Annotated in this window: 20 protein-coding genes; 18 read left to right on the top strand and 2 right to left on the bottom strand. The window is 60.5% G+C overall.

Annotated features, from left to right (window positions below; genetic code table 11):
• The first annotated feature begins 86 nt into the window (after nucleotides 1-86).
• The 7 genes from CE491_RS24160 to CE491_RS24190 all read left to right on the top strand — a co-directional run bounded on the left by CE491_RS24160 (nucleotide 87) and on the right by CE491_RS24190 (nucleotide 4,878).
• Nucleotides 87-761, top strand: coding sequence for a MotA/TolQ/ExbB proton channel family protein (locus CE491_RS24160; protein WP_199885238.1), 675 nt, complete (start codon nucleotides 87-89; stop codon nucleotides 759-761).
• Nucleotides 758-1,189 (top strand): ExbD/TolR family protein, encoded by a 432-nt coding sequence (locus CE491_RS24165; RefSeq protein WP_110950840.1) that lies wholly within the window; start codon nucleotides 758-760, stop codon nucleotides 1,187-1,189. Before CE491_RS24160 ends, CE491_RS24165 begins: the two co-directional genes overlap by 4 nt.
• Nucleotides 1,189-2,184: a tetraacyldisaccharide 4'-kinase gene (gene lpxK, locus CE491_RS24170; protein WP_110950841.1), complete on the top strand. Its 996-nt coding sequence runs from the start codon at nucleotides 1,189-1,191 to the stop codon at nucleotides 2,182-2,184. The genes CE491_RS24165 and lpxK overlap by 1 nt, the downstream gene beginning before the upstream one ends.
• A 17-nt stretch (nucleotides 2,185-2,201) precedes the next feature.
• Nucleotides 2,202-2,387 (top strand): Trm112 family protein, encoded by a 186-nt coding sequence (locus tag CE491_RS24175; RefSeq protein ID WP_003174668.1) that lies wholly within the window; start codon nucleotides 2,202-2,204, stop codon nucleotides 2,385-2,387.
• Nucleotides 2,384-3,148 carry a 3-deoxy-manno-octulosonate cytidylyltransferase gene (kdsB, locus tag CE491_RS24180; protein WP_110950842.1) on the top strand — a complete coding sequence of 255 codons (765 nt, stop codon included), beginning with the start codon at nucleotides 2,384-2,386 and terminating at the stop codon, nucleotides 3,146-3,148. Before CE491_RS24175 ends, kdsB begins: the two co-directional genes overlap by 4 nt.
• Nucleotides 3,149-3,194: 46 nt before the next feature.
• Complete coding sequence (gene murB, locus CE491_RS24185) at nucleotides 3,195-4,214, top strand: UDP-N-acetylmuramate dehydrogenase (RefSeq protein WP_110950843.1); 1,020 nt, start codon at nucleotides 3,195-3,197, stop codon at nucleotides 4,212-4,214.
• A 70-nt stretch (nucleotides 4,215-4,284) separates the two neighbouring features.
• Nucleotides 4,285-4,878 carry a nucleotidyltransferase family protein gene (locus tag CE491_RS24190; RefSeq protein WP_110950844.1) on the top strand — a complete coding sequence of 198 codons (594 nt, stop codon included), beginning with the start codon at nucleotides 4,285-4,287 and terminating at the stop codon, nucleotides 4,876-4,878.
• Between the two features lie 172 nt (nucleotides 4,879-5,050).
• Here the strand turns inward: CE491_RS24190 and rne are convergent, their stop codons facing one another.
• Nucleotides 5,051-8,350 (bottom strand): ribonuclease E, encoded by a 3,300-nt coding sequence (gene rne, locus CE491_RS24195; protein ID WP_199885239.1) that lies wholly within the window; start codon nucleotides 8,348-8,350, stop codon nucleotides 5,051-5,053.
• A gap of 716 nt (nucleotides 8,351-9,066) precedes the next feature.
• On the opposite strand from rne, the gene rluC reads away from it, so the two are divergent.
• From rluC to sppA, 3 genes are all read left to right on the top strand, one after another.
• Nucleotides 9,067-10,026, top strand: a complete 960-nt coding sequence (gene rluC / locus CE491_RS24200; RefSeq protein WP_110950846.1) for a 23S rRNA pseudouridine(955/2504/2580) synthase RluC — start codon at nucleotides 9,067-9,069, stop codon at nucleotides 10,024-10,026.
• On the top strand, nucleotides 10,016-10,687 hold the full coding sequence (locus CE491_RS24205; RefSeq protein WP_110950847.1) for an HAD-IA family hydrolase: 672 nt from the start codon (nucleotides 10,016-10,018) through the stop codon (nucleotides 10,685-10,687). Before rluC ends, CE491_RS24205 begins: the two co-directional genes overlap by 11 nt.
• 253 nt (nucleotides 10,688-10,940) lie before the next feature.
• Nucleotides 10,941-11,933 (top strand): signal peptide peptidase SppA, encoded by a 993-nt coding sequence (sppA, locus tag CE491_RS24210; protein ID WP_110950848.1) that lies wholly within the window; start codon nucleotides 10,941-10,943, stop codon nucleotides 11,931-11,933.
• 64 nt (nucleotides 11,934-11,997) lie between these two features.
• On the opposite strand, the gene CE491_RS24215 is transcribed toward sppA, so the two are convergent.
• The gene (locus tag CE491_RS24215; protein ID WP_110950849.1) at nucleotides 11,998-12,576 is read right to left on the bottom strand and encodes a Maf family protein; all 579 of its coding nucleotides are present in this window, start codon (nucleotides 12,574-12,576) and stop codon (nucleotides 11,998-12,000) included.
• 106 nt (nucleotides 12,577-12,682) lie between these two features.
• On the opposite strand from CE491_RS24215, the gene CE491_RS24220 reads away from it, so the two are divergent.
• The 8 genes from CE491_RS24220 to pabC all read left to right on the top strand — a co-directional run bounded on the left by CE491_RS24220 (nucleotide 12,683) and on the right by pabC (nucleotide 19,061).
• Nucleotides 12,683-13,210 (top strand): YceD family protein, encoded by a 528-nt coding sequence (locus CE491_RS24220; RefSeq protein WP_110950850.1) that lies wholly within the window; start codon nucleotides 12,683-12,685, stop codon nucleotides 13,208-13,210.
• 13 nt (nucleotides 13,211-13,223) lie between these two features.
• On the top strand, nucleotides 13,224-13,406 hold the full coding sequence (gene rpmF / locus CE491_RS24225) for a 50S ribosomal protein L32 (RefSeq protein WP_003179396.1): 183 nt from the start codon (nucleotides 13,224-13,226) through the stop codon (nucleotides 13,404-13,406).
• Between the two features lie 4 nt (nucleotides 13,407-13,410).
• Entirely contained in the window at nucleotides 13,411-14,418 is a 1,008-nt protein-coding gene (plsX, locus tag CE491_RS24230; protein ID WP_110950851.1) for a phosphate acyltransferase PlsX, read from the top strand.
• Between the two features lie 364 nt (nucleotides 14,419-14,782).
• Nucleotides 14,783-15,721, top strand: coding sequence for an ACP S-malonyltransferase (gene fabD, locus CE491_RS24235; protein ID WP_110950852.1), 939 nt, complete (start codon nucleotides 14,783-14,785; stop codon nucleotides 15,719-15,721).
• A gap of 13 nt (nucleotides 15,722-15,734) precedes the next feature.
• The gene (fabG, locus tag CE491_RS24240) at nucleotides 15,735-16,472 is read left to right on the top strand and encodes a 3-oxoacyl-ACP reductase FabG (RefSeq protein WP_110950853.1); all 738 of its coding nucleotides are present in this window, start codon (nucleotides 15,735-15,737) and stop codon (nucleotides 16,470-16,472) included.
• 186 nt (nucleotides 16,473-16,658) lie between these two features.
• A complete protein-coding gene (acpP, locus tag CE491_RS24245) occupies nucleotides 16,659-16,895 on the top strand; it encodes an acyl carrier protein (protein ID WP_087265500.1) in 237 nt (78 codons plus the stop codon).
• A 106-nt stretch (nucleotides 16,896-17,001) separates the two neighbouring features.
• Complete coding sequence (gene fabF / locus CE491_RS24250; protein WP_110950854.1) at nucleotides 17,002-18,246, top strand: beta-ketoacyl-ACP synthase II; 1,245 nt, start codon at nucleotides 17,002-17,004, stop codon at nucleotides 18,244-18,246.
• Complete coding sequence (gene pabC / locus CE491_RS24255) at nucleotides 18,246-19,061, top strand: aminodeoxychorismate lyase (protein ID WP_110950889.1); 816 nt, start codon at nucleotides 18,246-18,248, stop codon at nucleotides 19,059-19,061. Before fabF ends, pabC begins: the two co-directional genes overlap by 1 nt.
• The last annotated feature ends 2 nt before the right edge of the window (nucleotides 19,062-19,063 follow it).

The raw sequence follows: 19,063 nt of genomic DNA on the forward strand, positions 1-19,063 counted from the left end.
TTTATTCATCGGGTTTGGCGAGTCAGCGATGCGATGCGCCGGCCATATGTTAGAGTAGCGCCACTTTTTTTCAGGGGGTGGTTGCTGTGTGGGAGCTGGTCAAATCTGGTGGCTGGATGATGCTACCGATCATTTTGAGTTCCATCGCCGCCGTCGGAATCATCATCGAGCGTCTGTGGACCTTGCGCGCCAGCCGCATCACGCCACCGCATTTGCTCGGTCAGGTGTGGCGCTGGATTCAGGACAAGCAGCTTAGCAGCGACAAGCTCAAGCAATTGCGCGCCGATTCGCCTCTGGGTGAGATCCTCGCCGCAGGCCTGGCCAACTCTCGTCATGGTCGCGAGATCATGAAAGAGTGCATCGAAGAGGCCGCGGCAAGGGTCATCCATGAGCTGGAACGCTACCTGCCGACCCTTGGCACTATTGCCGCGATGGCGCCGCTGCTGGGTCTGCTGGGCACCGTGCTCGGCATGATCGACATCTTCAGTTCGTTCACCAGTAGCGGCATGACCGGCAACGCAGGCATGCTCGCCGGTGGTATCGCCAAGGCGCTGATCTGTACCGCGTCTGGCCTGACCGTTGCCATTCCCACCATCTTCTTCCATCGCTACCTGCAAAGCCGGGTCGACGAGCTGGTGGTCGGCATGGAGCAGGAAGCGATCAAATTGGTGGAGGTGGTGCAGGGCGATCGCGATGTCGACCTGACCGACGCCAAGCCTGACCTCAAGGCCGCCGCCCGGGGCGAGGGCCGTAAGAAGTGAAATTCCGCCGTCGTAAACCTCGGGAGACCATCGACATCAATCTGGTGTCGCTGATCGACGTGGTGTTCATTCTGTTGCTGTTCTTCGTGGTCACCACGACCTTCACTCGCGAGACTCAACTGCGTGTTGACCTGCCTCAGGCGGCCACCGGCGCCTCGGCCGACGATGTTGATAAGAAGCACGTGGACATCACCATCAATGCCGACGGCGTCTACTCGGTGAACAACACACTGTTGACCGACAGCAAGCTCGGCACCCTGATCGACGCGCTGCAGAAGGAATCGGGCGGCGACACCAGCCTGCCATTGTCGATCAGCGCGGACGGCAAGACCCCCCATCAGGCCGTGATCACGGCGATGGATGCAGCGGGCAAACTGGGTTTCGCCCATTTGCGAATGACCACCGTCGAGGCCGCATCGGCTAACTGATGGCACTGACCGACCGTTTGCTTGACGCCTGGTACAACGGCCATCCGGCGCTGACCCTGTTGCGGCCGCTGGAAGCCTTGTATCGCCGCGTGGTCGACGCCAAGCGGGCGCGCTTCGTCGCCGGGCAGGGCGCTATCTACAAGGCGCCGGTGCCGGTCGTCGTCGTTGGCAATATCACGGTGGGCGGCACCGGCAAGACGCCGCTGATCCTGTGGATGATCGATCATTGTCGCCAGCGCGGCCTGCGGGTTGGCGTGGTTAGTCGTGGCTACGGGGCCAAGCCGCCGAGCCTGCCGTGGCGTGTGCAGGCGCAACAGAGCGTCGATCTGACCGGTGACGAGCCGCTGTTGATCGTCAAGCGCACTGGCGTACCGCTGATGATCGACCCCGATCGTTCCCAGGCCGTGCGCGCCTTGCTGGCCGAAGAACCCCTGGATCTGATTCTGTCCGACGATGGCTTGCAGCACTATCGACTGGCCCGTGATCTGGAACTGGTGCTGATCGATGCCGCGCGCGGGCTGGGCAATCGCCGTTGCCTGCCTGCCGGGCCGCTGCGTGAGCCGATTGAGCGTCTGCAAAGCGTCGATGCGCTGCTGTACAACGGCGCTGGCGCTGACCGCGAAGATGGCTACGCCTTCCAATTACAGCCCTCTGCGCTGGTGAATCTGCGCAGTGGTGAGCGTCAACCCGTGGATTATTTTTCCCCCGGGCAGGCGCTGCATGCGGTCGCCGGAATCGGTAACCCGCAACGTTTCTTCAACACCCTCGAAGGACTACACTGGCGGCCTGTTCCCCATGCATTCGCCGATCATGCCGAGTTCAGCGCAGAGGCCTTGGCGTTCACGCCAGCCCTGCCGTTGGTCATGACCGAAAAAGACGCCGTGAAATGCACCGCCTTCGCGGCACCCGACTGGTGGTATCTGGCTGTGGAGGCCGTGCCATCCGCGGCGTTCGTCAGTTGGTTCGATTCGCAGTTAACCCGGCTTCTGCCATGACTCGCTCAGGATTTCTTATGGACACTAAATTGCTCGACATCCTCGCTTGCCCGATCTGCAAAGGTCCGCTCAAGCTCAGCGCCGACAAAACCGAGCTGATCAGTAAAGGCGCCGGCCTGGCCTATCCGATTCGCGATGGCATCCCGGTGATGCTGGAAAGCGAAGCACGTACACTGACCACTGACGAGCGTCTGGACAAATGACTGCGGCGTTTACCGTTGTGATTCCCGCGCGCTACGGTTCCAGCCGGTTTCCTGGCAAGCCGTTGAAAACCATTGCCGGCAAGCCGATGATCCAGCACGTCTGGGAGCAGGCGCGTAAAAGCAGCGCCGAGCGCGTGGTGGTGGCCACTGACGATCAGCGCATCGTCGAGGCCTGCCAGGCGTTCGGGGCCGAAGTGCTAATGACCCGCGACGACCACAACTCCGGCACCGACCGTCTGGCCGAAGTGGCCTCGCTGTTGGGGTTGGCCAACGACGCCATCGTGGTCAACGTGCAGGGCGACGAGCCGATGATCCCACCGGCGGTCATCGATCAGGTCGCCGACAATCTTGCGTCGCATCCTGAAGCCCGCATGTCGACCCTGGCCGAACCTATCGACGATATGACCGCTTTGTTTAACCCGAACGTGGTCAAGGTCAACTCGGACATCAATGGTCTGGCCCTGACCTTCAGCCGCGCACCGCTGCCATGGGCGCGAGACGCACTGGCCAAGAGCCGCGATCAGTTGCCGGAGGGCGTGCCATACCGTCGCCATATCGGCATCTACGCCTACCGTGCCGGTTTCCTGCATGACTTCGTCAGCTGGGGCCCATGCTGGCTGGAAAACACCGAAAACCTCGAACAGTTGCGTGCCCTCTGGCACGGCGTGCGCATCCACGTCGCCGATGCGCTGGAAGCACCGCCAGCGGGGGTCGACACTGCCGAAGATCTGGAGCGCGTACGGCGCTTGCTGGAGGTTTGATGGTCATGGCCCGCTGTATTCAGGTGCCGCTCGTGCAGGTTCTTGTATGAGCCTGCAGATTCAAACCAATGTCTCGCTCAAGCCTTTCAACACCTTCGGCGTGGACGTCCGCGCGCGGCTGTTTGCCGAGGCGCATACCGATGCCGACATCCGCCAGGCTTTGGCCTATGCGGCGGAGCACAAGGTTGAGTTGCTGGTCATCGGCGGCGGCAGCAATCTGCTGCTGACCGGCGACGTCGATGCGCTGGTGCTGCGTATGACCAGTCGCGGCATTCGCATTGTCCACGAAGACTGCGACACTGCGATCGTCGAAGCCGAGGCGGGTGAACCCTGGCATCCATTCGTTCAGGAAACGCTGGCGCGAGGGATGTCGGGGCTGGAAAACCTCAGCCTGATTCCCGGCACCGTCGGCGCGGCACCGATGCAGAATATCGGCGCCTACGGGGTCGAGTTGAAGGATGTGTTCGACAGCCTGATCGCGCTCGACCGCCAGACCGGCGAAACGCGGGAATTCTCGCTGATCGAGTGCGCCTTCGGTTATCGCGACAGCGTGTTCAAGCACCAGGTCGACCGTTGGTTGATTCTGCGGGTGCGCTTTCGTTTGAGCTTTTCCGCCAAACTGAAACTCGATTACGGCCCGGTGCGTCAACGGCTTCAAGAGCAGGGCATCAAGACGCCGACGCCGATTCACGTCAGCCGGGCGATCTGCTCGATCCGCAGCGAAAAGCTTCCGGATCCTGCGATGCTCGGTAACGCCGGCAGCTTCTTCAAGAATCCGCTGGTCACGGCTGAACTGGCCGCGCGCATTCGCGAAGCTCACCCTGGCGTAGTGGCCTATCCACAAGCCGACGGCCAGGTGAAACTGGCGGCTGGCTGGCTGATCGAGCAGGCGGGCTGGAAAGGTTTTCGTGATGGCGATGCTGGCGTGCATGCTCTGCAATCGCTGGTGCTGGTCAATTACGGCGCAGCGTCCGGGCTTGATTTGCTGAGGCTGGCAAAACGGATTCAGGCAGATATCCTCGAGCGTTTCGGGGTCTCGTTGGAAATGGAGCCTAACCTCTATTGAGGTGGGCTAGACGTTCTGGCTTGGCCTTTGCATTTGCGCTGTAAGACAAATCCCGAATCAGAGGCAGAGCATGAGTCAGACCCTATGCGCCATTGTCCTCGCCGCCGGTCAGGGAAGCCGTTATCGAGCGGTAGCCGGTGCTCATCGCAACAAGCTTCTGGCGCAATGCACGGGGCGTGATGGCGTCGAACGCTCGGTTCTTGAGCATGCTCTGGTCAGTTTGCACGCGGTCGTCGACAAGGTTGTGCTACTGACCCGCCCTCAATATTCCAGTGTTGCCGAGCTAGGCTTGCACCATGGCTGCGAGGTGGTGGTGCTGGATTCGCCAGGTATGGGCGACAGCATCGCGGCTGCGGTCTCGGCTAGGCCGGATCACGATGGCTGGTTGATTGTGTTGGGCGATATGCCGTTCATTCAGCTGGGCACTCTCAAACGAGTGGCTGAATCCCTGGAACCCGACGCTATCAGTGTGCCGGTGCATAACGGTGCGTATGGACATCCGGTAGGGTTCGGTCGCGGCTTCGGGCCCGCGTTGATGGGGCTGGCAGGGGATAAGGGCGCGAAGCGGTTGTTCAAGGGGGCGAGGGTAAACGAGGTTGTGGTCGACGATCCTGGTGCGCTTTGGGATGTGGATGTGCCTGCGGCGCTGGATTTCGATCCTTAGCCACTGCGCAATACCAGCCGTAGGAACGCGTTTGCCCTCGATTGGGGCCGGTTTGCATAAGTGTTTCGGACGGATCGCTATCGCGGTCAAGCGCACTCCTGCAGCAGTGGATCTAACAGGTACAAAAAAGCCCCACCTGTTTGCACAGGTGGGGCTTTTTATTGACTGAAGTTTACGAAAGCGGTTTAGGCTCTTTGCTTTCTTCGACTTCTTCACCGTGCTCGGTCACGGCTTCCTTCACCGGCGTGACGTGCTTGTCAGCCGGAGCAGGGGCGACGGCTTCTGCCGCGGCGGACGCTTCGACCTGTGGAGCTGCAGCGGCACTAGCTTCGGCTTCTTTCTGCAGGCGCTCGGCCTCCAGACGACGGCGGCGAACTTCACGAGGATCGTTCGGCGCGCGACCGGTGCTGGCCATCGGCAGGGCAGGCTTTTCAGCTGCGACTGGCGCTGGTGCCGGAGCAGGTTCAACAGCGGCAGGGGCAGCGACGATTTCCGGCGCGGCAGTTTGGGTCGGCGCTTCGATGACCGGCGCTTTTGCCACCGGCGCCTCAACGACTGGCTCAGCGGCTTTCGGTGCTTCTACAGGCGCTGCTGGTGCTTCGACGACCGGTGCTGGAGCGGGGGCTTCAACCGGGGCTTCAGCGGCAACCGGGACTTCAGCCACAACAGTGGCTTCTACCGCAGCGGGCGTTTCAACCTGCTCAGCTTCGGCCGCGGCTTTCACCTGACGCTCGAATGGGCTCAGGGAGGCGTCAAACTGCGCCACTTCAACTTCCGGCATGACCGAACGCTTGGTGGTGGCAGCCTGGTCTTCCACGACAGGGGCTTCGACGACCGGGCTTTCTACGACCGGAGCTTGCACCGCTGGCGTCTCGGCTGTCTCGGCAGGCGCCGCTTCAACCGCCTGGGCTTCGACCGGGGCTGTAGCGCGTTCGGCCTGACTATGAGCATCGGCTTCTGCCGGAGCGCTGATCACGGTTTCTGCGACAGCCGTCGTTACAGCCAGGCCTGCCGCGATTTCCGCGCTGTTACCTTCGCTGCGAACGCCTTCGTTCGAGGCTTCGACAGCTTCTTGAGCGCCTTCGCCTTCTGCGCCTTCGATCACATCACCGTTGGCATCACGCTGACGCTCACGACGATTGCTGCGACGACGCTGGCCACGGGAACGACGACGAGGACGATCGCCTTCGGCGTGCTCCTGGCTGTCATCCTGCTGTTCTTCGTCGTTCAGCAGTGTTTCGTCTTCGGCAGCGACTGCAGCCTGCTCGGTACGTAGTTGACGCTCTTCGCGCGGCGGACGCGGCTGGCGCTCTTCACGGGGAGCGCGCTCAGGACGCTCTTCACGAGGCACGTTGACCGCCGGAGCGGCGTCCAGTGGCTCGCGCAGTTCACGCACGCGCTCTTCGCGAGGCTTGCGATCTTCACGACCGCCGCGAGGTGCGCGTTCGGCACGTGCCGGACGCTCTTCGCGTGGCGCAGCGGTTTCATCACGGGATTCACGCGGCTCACGGGCAACGCGTTCTTCACGCGGTGCGCGCTCTTCGCGAGGGGCTCGTTCTTCACGCGGGGCCCGCTCTTCGCGCGGTGCGCGTTCTTCACGCTCGGTACGCGGGGCCCGCTCTTCTCGAGGCTTGCGCTCTTCATCGCGGCGGCCATTACGGCTACGGCTCTGCTGGCGACCGTTACGGCGCTCTTCGTTGCGGGCAGGGCGCTCGGCAGCCGGTTTTTCAACCACTGCGGCCGGGGCGACAGGCTCTTCCTTGGTGGCGAACAGGCTGACCAGGGATTTCACCAGGCCTTTGAACAGGCTTGGCTCATGGGCCACGGGCGCCGGAGCGACCGGCGCGGCGACTTCGGTCGGAACCGGAGCGTTTGCGCGTGCCGGGGCAGTCTTGACCGCTGCTTCCTGACGAACCAGGGTGCGGGTAGCGGCGGTCGGCTGGACTTCTTCCACTTCGGCAGCAGCAGCGATTTCGTAGCTGGACTGCAGGCTGTGGGCTTCCGGGCTGTCATCGCGCAGGCGCTGCACTTCGAAGTGCGGCGTTTCGAGATGATCGTTCGGCAGAATGACGATGCGCGCCCGGGTGCGCAGTTCGATCTTGGTGATCGAGTTGCGTTTTTCGTTGAGCAGGAACGCGGCAACCGGGATCGGTACCTGAGCGCGTACTTCGGCAGTACGGTCTTTCAGGGCTTCTTCTTCGATCAGGCGCAAGATCGCCAGCGACAACGACTCGACGTCACGGATGATGCCGGTGCCGTTGCAACGCGGGCAGACGATGCCGCTGCTTTCGCCCAGGGATGGACGCAGGCGCTGACGGGACATTTCCAGCAGGCCGAAACGCGAGATGCGGCCAACCTGCACGCGGGCACGGTCAGCTTCCAGGCTCTCGCGGACTTTCTCTTCCACGGCGCGCTGGTTCTTGGCAGGGGTCATGTCGATGAAGTCGATGACGATCAGGCCGCCGATGTCACGCAGACGCAGTTGACGGGCGATTTCCTCAGCCGCTTCAAGGTTGGTCTGCAGGGCGGTTTCTTCGATGTCGCTGCCTTTGGTGGCGCGTGCCGAGTTGATGTCGATGGACACCAGAGCTTCGGTCGGATCGATGACGATGGAGCCACCGGAAGGCAGTTCGACGACGCGCTGGAAGGCGGTTTCGATCTGGCTTTCGATCTGGAAGCGGTTGAACAGCGGAACGCTGTCTTCGTAGAGCTTGATCTTGCTGGCGTACTGCGGCATCACCTGGCGGATGAAGGTCAGGGCTTCTTCCTGGGCTTCTACGCTGTCGATCAGCACTTCGCCGATGTCCTGGCGCAGGTAGTCGCGGATAGCGCGGATGATGACGTTGCTTTCCTGGTAGATCAGGAATGGCGCGGCGCGATCCAGGGACGCTTCCTTGATGGCGGTCCACAGTTGCAGCAGGTAATCGAGGTCCCACTGCATTTCTTCGCTGCTACGGCCGAGACCGGCAGTACGCACGATCAGGCCCATGTCGGCAGGGGCGATCAGGCCGTTGAGCGCTTCACGCAGTTCGTTGCGCTCTTCGCCTTCGATGCGGCGGGAAATGCCACCGGCACGCGGGTTGTTCGGCATCAGCACCAGGTAACGACCGGCCAGGCTGATGAAGGTGGTAAGGGCTGCGCCCTTGTTGCCGCGCTCTTCTTTCTCGACCTGAACGATGACTTCCTGGCCTTCGCTCAGGACGTCCTTGATGTTGACGCGACCTTCCGGGGACTTTTTGAAATATTCGCGGGAGATTTCCTTCAGCGGCAGAAAGCCGTGACGCTCGGAGCCGAAGTCGACGAAAGCCGCTTCAAGGCTGGGCTCGATGCGCGTGATCCGGCCTTTGTAGATGTTGGCCTTCTTCTGTTCGCGGGCCCCGGATTCGATGTCCAGGTCGTATAGGCGCTGGCCGTCTACCAGCGCAACACGCAACTCTTCGGGTTGAGTTGCGTTAATCAGCATTCTTTTCATGTAGTACCGTCGGTTTCCGGGCTGCCGGAAACGGCGTTCGGCACACACGACTTCTCACGGTCGGTGTCAGGGCGCGTCAGGAGTGCTTGGACACTCCAGTGTCTAGCGATATCCGGCCAGCGGGGCCGTAGTCGCGACGACGTTTCCTGCTTGCTGTGGTGACAAATGACACCCTGTCAGCAAAAGCTTTGTCAGGAGGAGGAATCAACCATCGGTAGCGGACGATATGAAGCGTCTTGAATAAAACCTTTTGCTACACAGTCCGACGGTTGTGCGTCTCCACCCCACACGTATCCCTGATAATTCGGGTGCTGCCGCGCGCTGAATCCGCAGCGGGTTTGCATTTACGCGAGCTTCGATGGGAAGTTCGCGCCTCATGGCTCAAATTAAGGCGTGGTTTCCGAAACATTCGCCCGGAGCGATCGCCAGCGACTGCACTTTGTGAACTGGCCTTGAACGTGGGCCTCGATGGCGAGTGTTTCACTCTGCGATCGGGCTTGTTTCAGGCCTCATGTCACCTGCGCTCGTTACGCTCACTGATCTTCCGTTGTCACCGAAAGCCTCGTAGGACGGCCTCGCGCCCTCGTGAATTGCGTTGGTCAGGGCCGGTTGTCATACCGTTTGTCCTCTGTCCGGGCCGCTTTTGGCGGCGTTCGCGACTATAGCAGCAATCATTAAGTGCTTCAAATCCATAAAAAATTGTTATGATTTGCGCCATGACGAATATCACCCCCCCAACCCCCGGCGTCCAGCTGGTAGAGGTTGCGCCGGAACTTGCCGGTCAACGCATCGATAATTTTCTGATCACGTACCTCAAGGGTGTTCCCAAGACCTTGATTTACCGCATATTGCGCAAAGGCGAAGTGCGGGTGAACAAGGGGCGGATCAAGCCCGAGTACAAGCTTCAGGCAGGCGATATCGTGCGCGTTCCACCCGTTCGGGTGCCTGAGCGCGACGAACCCGTGCCGGTGGCCCAGGGTCTGTTGCAGCGCCTGGAAGCTGCCATCGTCCACGAAGACAAAGGCCTGATTGTCCTCAACAAACCCGCTGGCATCGCGGTTCACGGCGGCAGCGGCCTTAGTTTCGGCGTCATCGAAGCCTTTCGTCAGTTGCGTCCCGATGCCAAGGAGCTGGAACTGGTTCATCGCCTGGATCGCGACACGTCCGGCCTGCTGATGATTGCGAAGAAACGCAGCATGTTGCGTCATCTTCACGAGCAGTTGCGCGGCGATGGCGTCGACAAACGCTATATGGCGTTGGTCCGTGGCAATTGGCCAACCTCGCAAAAACAGGTTCGCGCGCCGTTGCTCAAGAGCAACCTGCGTTCCGGCGAACGGATGGTCGAGGTCAACGAAGAGGGTAAAGAGGCGTTGACCCTGTTCAAGGTGCTGCGTCGCTTCGGCGATTTCGCGACCATGGTGGAGGCGCGTCCGATTACTGGGCGTACCCATCAGATTCGCGTGCATGCGCTGCATGCCGGGCACAGCATCGCCGGTGACAGCAAATACGGCGATGAAGACTTCACCCGCGAGATTCGCGACCTGGGCGGCAAACGTCTGTTCCTGCATGCTTACGCCCTGACCGTGCCGCTGCCCGATGGTAGCGAGCTGAAACTGGAGGCGCCCGTCGATGAGATGTGGGCCAAGACCGTGGAGCGATTGCTGAGTGCGCCCTGATTACGAACTGCTGATTTTCGACTGGGACGGCACGCTGTCCGACTCCATTGGACGTATCGTCGATGCGATGCGTCAGGCTGCGAACCTTGCCGGCCGCCCGGTGCGTGACGATCTGGCGGTGAAGGGCATCATCGGTCTCGGTCTGCCCGAGGCGATCCGCACCTTGTACCCGGACATCACGGCCAACGACCTGATCGATTTCCGTCAGCACTATGCCGACAGCTATATGGCGATGGATGCGGATCCGTCGAAGCTGTTCGACGGCGTGCTGGAATCGCTGGAGGCGTTTCGTGCCGAGGGCTATCGCATGGCGGTGGCGACCGGCAAGGCGCGGCGCGGGCTCGATCGCGTGCTCAAGGCCCATGGCTGGCTCGATTACTTCGACGCCACCCGCGCCGCAGATGAGACTGCAAGCAAGCCTGATCCGCTGATGCTCAACGAAATCCTGCAGCACTGCGGCGTTGCCCCGCAAAAGGCGCTGATGATCGGCGATGCCTCGTTCGATCTGCTGATGGCGCGCAACGCCGGGATGGATTCGGTAGCGGTGGGGTATGGTGCCCAGGCGCTGGAGTCCCTGCTGCAGTACGAGCCGCGGGTGGCGATCAGGCATTTTTCCGAATTGCGTACCTGGCTGGGTGCGCGCACGTACCAAGGTGTGTAGAAACGTCACGAGCGAAGGCCAGGCGAGGCGCAACGAGCTCTGCGAGTAGCAGCCGAAGGCTGGCCCGAGGGGCGAGCGTCAGCGAATAAAAAGAGGCGAAAACGGCCGGAGTCGCATCCGACTCCAAGTGTTCTAAGTGAGCATTTTTCGCCTCTCTTCAACGCAGCATTACGTGCGTAACGCCGAAGGCGCTCAGCCTGCGGTAGTTTTTACACATTTTGGGTCGAATCTTCGTTGTTGGGGTAATTGATCTATGTCGGATGAATGGAAATCACCGTCTTCGCAAGAGCGCGAAGATGCAGGTGAAGCAAAAAGCTGGAAGCTGCTGGAAAAAACGCTGCTGGCCAATGTTCAAGAACATCGTCGCACCCGCCGCTGGGGAATTTTCTTCAAATCGCTGACCTTTATTTACCTGTTCGCGGCGCTGGCCATGTTTTCGCCGCTGATGGATCTCGGTAAAAGCGCCTCGCGCAAGACTAGCCACACCGCGCTGATCGAAGTGAAAGGCATGATCGCCGACACCGAAGCGGCCAGCGCCGACAACATTGTCGGCAGCCTGCGCGCGGCGTTCGATGACGAGAAAACCAAGGGCGTGATCCTGCGCATCAACAGCCCGGGTGGCAGCCCCGTGCAGTCCGGCTACATCTACGATGAAATCCGCCGCCTGCGCGCCAGGAAACCGGACATCAAGGTGTACGCGGTGATTACCGATCTCGGGGCTTCGGGTGCCTATTACATCGCCAGTGCCGCTGATCAGATCTACGCCGACAAGGCCAGTCTGGTCGGCTCCATCGGTGTGACCGCGGCCGGTTTCGGTTTCGTGGGCACGATGGAGAAGCTGGGCGTGGATCGTCGGACCTACACGTCGGGTGAGCACAAGGCGTTTCTGGACCCGTTCCAGCCGCCAAAACCCGACGAAACGGCCTTCTGGCAAAACGTCCTGGACACGACCCATAAGCAGTTCATCGCCAGTGTGAAGGCGGGTCGTGGCGATCGCTTGAAAGACAAGGATCACCCAGAGCTGTTTTCCGGTCTGGTCTGGACCGGCGAGCAGGCTGTGGCGCTGGGGCTGGTGGACGGCCTGGGCAGCGCCAGCTACGTCGCACGCGACGTGATCGGAGAGAAGGAAATGGTCGACTACACCGTGCAGGAGTCGCCGTTCGACCGCTTTTCGAAGAAGCTGGGTTCCAGCGTTGCCGAGCAGATCGCGATGTGGGCGGGCTTCAATGGGCCGTCGCTGCGCTGATGGTGTTGTGGATTAAAGGAAAACCCGGCCATTGGTCGGGTTTTTTGTCGCGATCATTAGCCAATTACGGAACATCCACACCTTCAGCCGCCAGCATATCCACCAGCCTTATTAAAGGAAGGCCGATCAGGCTGGTGGCGTCAGGGCCTTCGGTGCTGCGGAACAGGCTCACGCCCAGCCCTTCGGCCTTGAAACTGCCGACGCAATCATATGGCTGTTCGGTGTGGAGGTAGCGGCTGATGCGCGCCTGATCCAACTTGCGCATGTGTACGGTGAAGGGCACGCAATCGATCTGGCACTGCCCGCTGCGGCTGTTATACAGCGCAAGGCCGGTCAGGAAACTGACGCTTTTGCCGCTGCTGGCGCTCAGTTGCTGCAAGGCACGCTCGAAGGTGTGGGGTTTGCCGAGGATCTGTTCGCCCAGCACTGCCACTTGATCGGAGCCGATGATCAGGTGGTCGGGAAACTGCGCCGCCAGCGCCATGGCCTTTTCCCGCGCAAGACGCTTCACCAGCTCGGCGGCCGATTCCTGCGGACGGTGGCTTTCATCGATGTCTGGCGACGCGCAGACGAACGGCAGGCGCAGGCGATCGAGCAATTGCCGGCGATAAGGCGAGCTGGAAGCGAGGAGCAGAGGCAGCATGGGATTCTCCGAAACATGAAAGTCGAGTGTAATCAGCAGGTCAGGTTGCGAACAGCCCCGAATTTCCTTTGACAGTCGTCGGGGTCGTCCCTAGAATGCTGCGCCTATGTTGAATGACCCGATTCCACCTCACGTTGACCCGCGCAAATTAGCTGATCGTGGCACTACTCTTCAGGGAGAGCTGCTGCTGGCTGATTTGGAGAGACTCTGCGACCCGCTTGCTGACAATCTCGGTACAGTGCAGGCGAAATTCGTTTTTGAAAAAGACGAGCGACGCGCCGTGGTTATCCACAGCGAAATCGACGTCGAAGTCAAAATGGTTTGCCAGCGTTGTCTTGAGCTGGTCACCCTGCCGATCCACAGCGAATGCAGTTACGCCGTGGTGAAGGAGGGTGCAAATACCCAGTCGTTGCCGCAAGGCTATGACGTGCTGGAACTCGGCGAAGATCCATTGGATCTGAAGGCGTTGATCGAGGAGGAGCTTCTGCTCGCCTTGCCCATTGTGCCTGTTCATGATCCGAAAGAATGCCAGCAGCCGGCGGGCGCCGATGAGCCCGAGCCGAGCGTGGACGAGGTAACGCGGTCCAACCCGTTCAGTGTATTGGCGCAGTTAAAGCGTGACCCAAACGTTTAGGAGTTAATCAATTATGGCTGTTCAGCAGAACAAAAAATCCCGCTCTGCCCGTGACATGCGCCGTTCGCACGACGCTCTCGAGGCTAGCACCCTGTCTGTAGAAAAAACCACTGGTGAAGTTCACCTGCGTCACCACGTATCGCCAGAAGGCGTATACCGTGGCCGTAAAGTGATCGACAAGGGCGCTGACGAGTAATTTCTTGTCCGCTCCGGTCATCGCGATCGACGCAATGGGCGGGGACTTCGGTCCCCGCAGCATTGTTCAGGCCAGCATTGCCTGCCTGCTCGCTACACCCTCGCTTCATCTGACCCTCGTCGGTCAAGCCTCCCTTCTTGAAGAACTCATTGCACGCCACTCCGGTGTCGATCGGTCGCGCCTGCTCGTCGTCAATGCCAGCGAAGTCATTACCATGGATGACCGTCCGTCCCTGGCACTGCGCAGCAAGCCAGACTCGTCCATGCGCGTGGCGCTACGTCTGGTGGCCGAGGGCAACGCTCAGGCCTGCGTCAGTGCCGGTAATACCGGCGCGTTGATGGCATTGTCGCGGCTCGTGCTCAAGACATTGCCCGGCATCGACCGTCCGGCAATGGTGGCCGCCATTCCGACGCAGCGTGGTTATTGCCAGTTGCTGGATCTGGGCGCCAATGTCGATTGCAGTGCGGAAAACCTCTATCAATTCGCGGTGATGGGTTCGGTAGCGGCGGAGGCGCTCGGGGTGGCGCGGCCAAAGGTCGCACTGCTCAACGTCGGTACCGAAGACATCAAGGGCAATCAGCAGGTCAAGCTGGCTTCCAGCCTCCTGCAGGCGGCGCCGGGACTCAATTACATCGGCTTCGTGGAGGGCGACGGGCTATATCGCGGCGAAGCGGACGTAGTGGTTTGCGATGGTTTCGTGGGCAATATCCTGCTCAAGTCCAGCGAAGGCTTGGCGACCATGATCGGTGAGCGAATCGAAACGCTGTTCCGGCAGACTTTGCTGTCCAGGGCTGTAGGTGCGATGGCGCTGCCGTTGCTCAAGCGGCTGAAGGCGGATCTGGCACCGGCGCGGCACAACGGGGCGAGTTTTCTCGGCTTGCAGGGTATCGTGGTCAAAAGCCATGGATCTGCGGGCGTACAAGGCTTCCAGAGTGCAATTCAGCGGGCCTTGATCGAAATCCAGGAGAATCTGCCAGACCGTCTTCATGGCCGTCTGGAAGAGCTGCTATAGGGTGCCTTGCGTACAGCGTATGAAAAAACGACATGAGCGAAGGTGAGGCAAGGCGCGACTCGCTCTGCGAGTAACCGCCGAAGGCCGGCTCGAAGGGAGAGCGTCGGCGATTGAAACAGGCGAAAAACGGCCGCTGCGTGACCGACTCCAGTGCTGTATATGAGCATTTTTCGCCTGTTTTTAATGCAGCGTCACATGCCTAACGCCGGAGGCGCCCAGCGTGCAGTAGTTTTTATACAGTCTGGCTAGAATGTGACCCTTGTGACTGCTGGGTCATCCTACTGACCGATCGCAACAATTTGAATTACCTCGCGTTCGGCATGGCCGGACGTACTTTTTGACGACAATAATCAGGGGCTTGTCAATGTCTGCTTCCGTCGCATTCGTCTTTCCGGGCCAAGGCTCGCAGTCCCTCGGCATGCTGGCCGAGCTGGGCGCGCAGTACCCGCTGGTCCTGGACACGTTCAAAGAAGCCTCCGATGCTTTGGGTTATGACCTGTGGGCGCTGACCCAGCAGGGCCCGGAAGAAAATCTCAACCAGACCGATAAAACCCAGCCGGCCATCCTGACCGCCTCGATCGCCTTGTGGCGTCTGTGGCTGGCAGAAGGCGGCGTGCGCCCGGCATTCGTCGCCGGTCATAGCCTGGGTGAATACAGCGCGCTGGTTGCCGCCGGCAGCCTGTCGCTGGCTGACGCGGTCAAGCTGGTGGAGCGTCGTGGTCAGTTGATGCAGGAGGCCGTGCCTGCGGGGCAGGGTGGCATGGCCGCGATTCTCGGTCTGGAAGATGCCGATGTCATTGCCGCCTGCGCCGAAGCGGCTCAGGGCGAAGTGGTCAGCGCCGTGAACTTCAACTCGCCGGGGCAGGTGGTGATCGCCGGGGCCAAGTCTGCGGTCGATCGTGCCATCGAAGTGTGCAAGGCCAAGGGCGCCAAGCGCGCATTGCCGCTGCCGGTCAGCGTGCCATCGCACTGTGAGCTGATGCGCCCGGCTGCCGAACGCTTCGCCGAAGCCGTCGCCGCTATCGGCTGGCAGGCGCCGCAAATCCCGCTGGTGCAGAACGTCAGTGCCAGTGTGGTTTCGGATCTGGAAACACTCAAAGCTGATTTGCTGGAACAGCTGTACAAGCCGGTGCGTTGGGTTGAGTCGGTCCAGACGCTGGCCGCCAATGGCGCATTGCAGCTGGTGGAATGCGGTCCAGGCAAGGTTCTGGCCGGGCTGAACAAGCGTTGCGCCGAAGGCGTGGTCACTCACAACCTCAATACCCCGGAAGCTTTCGCCGCCACTCGCGCGGCGCTGGCCTGATAAGGAGAACACCATGAGTCAGGGTAAAGTTGCACTGGTCACCGGCGCGAGCCGTGGCATTGGCCGGGCTATCGCTCTGGAACTGGGTCGTAACGGCGCGATCGTCGTGGGCACTGCCACGTCCGAAGCCGGTGCCGAAAAGATCACCGCCTACTTCAAGGAAAACGGTGTCGAGGGCTTCGGTCTGGCCCTGGATGTCGGCAGCGACGAGTCCGTCAGTGCCGCGCTGGCACAAATCAACGAGCGTGTTGGTGCGCCATTGATCCTGGTCAACAACGCTGGCATCACCCGTGACAACCTGATGATGCGCATGAAGGATGACGAGTGGCATGACGTCATCAACACCAACCTGAGTAGCCTGTATCGCCTGACCAAGGGCGTTCTGCGCGGTATGACCAAGGCCCGTTGGGGTCGGATCATCAGCATCGGTTCGGTAGTGGGTGCCATGGGCAACGCCGGTCAAGTAAACTACGCCGCCGCGAAAGCGGGTCTGGAAGGTTTCAGCCGCGCGCTGGCGCGTGAAGTCGGTTCGCGGGCAGTAACGGTGAACTCGGTAACCCCGGGTTTCATCGATACCGATATGACTCGTGAGTTGCCAGAAGCACAACGTGATTCCCTGACGGCTCAGATTCCTCTGGGTCGACTGGGGCAGGCCGAAGAGATCGCGCACGTGGTCGCTTTTCTTGCCTCGGAAGGTGCAGGCTACGTTACCGGGGCTACAATCCCCGTGAACGGCGGCATGTACATGTGACTTCCCGTATCGAAAAAAATGTCATACGGGCTGTCTAAAATCCGTTATAAAGCTGAAATCTATCAATGGGCAGAGGGTCATGGGCGTTGCGGGAATTGCGTTTAGCTTGAAATGCGCAAAACCTCTTCTATACACTTACCCATCGGCCAGCTGCCTGAATTTGTCCACTAGGAGTTAAAACACGGTATGAGCACCATCGAAGAGCGCGTCAAGAAAATCGTTGCTGAACAACTTGGCGTCAAATCTGAGGAAGTGGTCAACACTGCTTCTTTCGTTGAAGACCTGGGTGCCGACTCCCTTGACACCGTTGAGCTGGTGATGGCTCTGGAAGAGGAATTCGAGACCGAAATCCCTGACGAAGAAGCCGAGAAGATCACCACTGTTCAAGCTGCTATCGATTACGTTACTGCCCACCAGGCGTAAGCTTTTGTAATCGTTGCTCGCTGTCATGGAAAAACCGCACTGCCTCAGGCGTGCGGTTTTTTCTTTAACAGGACAGCGTTTCGTCAATAGAAAAAAGGAGAGTCCTGTGTCGCGTAGACGCGTCGTGGTCACCGGTATGGGTATGCTGACGCCATTGGGCAATGATGTGCCCAGCACCTGGCAAGGCATTCTGGCTGGCCATAGTGGCATTGGCCTTATCGAACACACGGACCTTTCGGCTTACACGACTCGCTTCGGCGGCTCGGTCAAAGGATTCAAGGTCGAGGATTATCTGTCGCCCAAAGAGGCGCGCCGTCTCGATCTCTTCATTCAATACGGCCTGGCTGCCAGCTTTCAGGCAGTGCGTAACTCGGGCATCGAAATCGCTGATGCAAACCGTGAGCGCATCGGCGTTGCCATGGGGTCGGGCATCGGCGGTCTGACCAACATCGAAAATACCAGCCGTCTTCTGCATGAGCAGGGGCCGGGCAAGATCTCCCCGTTCTTTGTGCCGGGTTCGATCATCAACATGATTTCAGGTTTCCTGTCGATCCACCTGGGCGCACAGGGGCCGAACTACGCCATCGCTACTGCGTGTACCACGAGTACGCATTGCATTGGCATGGCTGCACGCAACATCGCTTATGACGAAGCCGATGTGATGATCGCCGGTGGCGCCGAAATGGCGGCCTGTGGTCTGGGCATGGGCGGGTTCGGCGCATCACGCGCGCTGTCGACCCGTAACGACGAACCGACCCGTGCCAGCCGTCCGTGGGACAAGGGCCGTGACGGTTTCGTGTTGTCCGACGGTGCCGGCGCACTGGTTCTCGAGGAGCTGGAGCATGCCAAGGCACGCGGCGCGACCATCTATGCCGAGCTGATCGGTTTCGGCATGAGCGGCGATGCGTTCCACATGACCTCGCCTCCAGAGGACGGGGCCGGTGCTGCACGCTGCATCACCAATGCGTTGCGTGATGCCAAGGTCCGCCCGGATGAGGTCCAGTACATCAACGCTCACGGGACTTCGACCCCGGCCGGCGATTTGGCGGAAGTACGCGCGATCAAGTCGGTGTTCGGCGAGCACGCTTACAAGCTGGCAGTCAGCTCGACCAAATCCATGACCGGCCACTTGCTGGGCGCCGCGGGTGCCATCGAAGCGATCTTCAGCGTACTGGCGATCAATGGCCAGGTGGCGCCACCGACCATCAACCTCGATGAGCCAAGCGAAGGTTGCGATCTGGACTTCGTGCCCCACGAACCCCGTAACATGCCGATCGATGTCGTGGTTTCCAACTCCTTCGGGTTTGGCGGCACCAATGGTTCGCTGGTGTTCCGTCGGTTCGCGGAATGATCCTGAGCTGGATCGATGGCGCGCCCGCTGACTCCCTGTCCATCAAGGATCGGGGGTTGGCCTACGGTGATGGTTTCTTCGAGACCATGCGGATAAAGGCTGGCGCACCGTTGCTGTTCGAGCGTCACCTGCAACGTCTGGCGCTGGGCGGCAAGCGTTTGGCCCTGGCGCTCGATCTGCCTCTGATCGAAAGCGAATGCCGGGCGTTCGCGGCGCAGATGGGCGAAGGGGTGATGAAGCTGATCGTGACCCGTGGCGACGGCCAGCGCGGTTATGCGCCAAGCTCTGGCCTGCAAGCCCGACGTATCCTGCAAGCCAGCCCATTGCCTGCGTATCCGTCCGCGAATGCCGATCAAGGCATTCGTCTGTTCCCGTGTCGTACTCGTCTTGCCGAGCAGCCGCTGCTGGCGGGCCTCAAGCATCTCAATCGTCTGGAGCAGGTGATCGCCCGCAATGAATGGCACGACACCGGACATGCCGAGGGCTTGATGCGCGATACCACCGGGCGTCTCGTCGAGGCGGTCTACAGCAATCTGTTTCTGATCAAGAGCGGCGTGCTGCTCACCCCGGACCTGACTCGTTGCGGTGTGGCCGGCGTCATGCGTGCTCAGTTGCTGGAAATGGCCGAGCAGATAAACATGCCGGTGCGTGCGCTGGACCTGCACATGTCCGATCTGCGGCGGGCCGATGAGGTCTTCGTCTGCAACAGCGTTTATGGCATCTGGCCGGTGCGTGCTTTCGAGCAACTGAACTGGCCGGTTGGCCCCGTCACCCGTAAACTGCAAAACCTTGTTCGCGGGCTTCTGGATATCTGATT

The sequence above is a fragment of the Pseudomonas bohemica genome (assembly GCF_002934685.1).
Classification (GTDB): domain Bacteria; phylum Pseudomonadota; class Gammaproteobacteria; order Pseudomonadales; family Pseudomonadaceae; genus Aquipseudomonas; species Aquipseudomonas bohemica.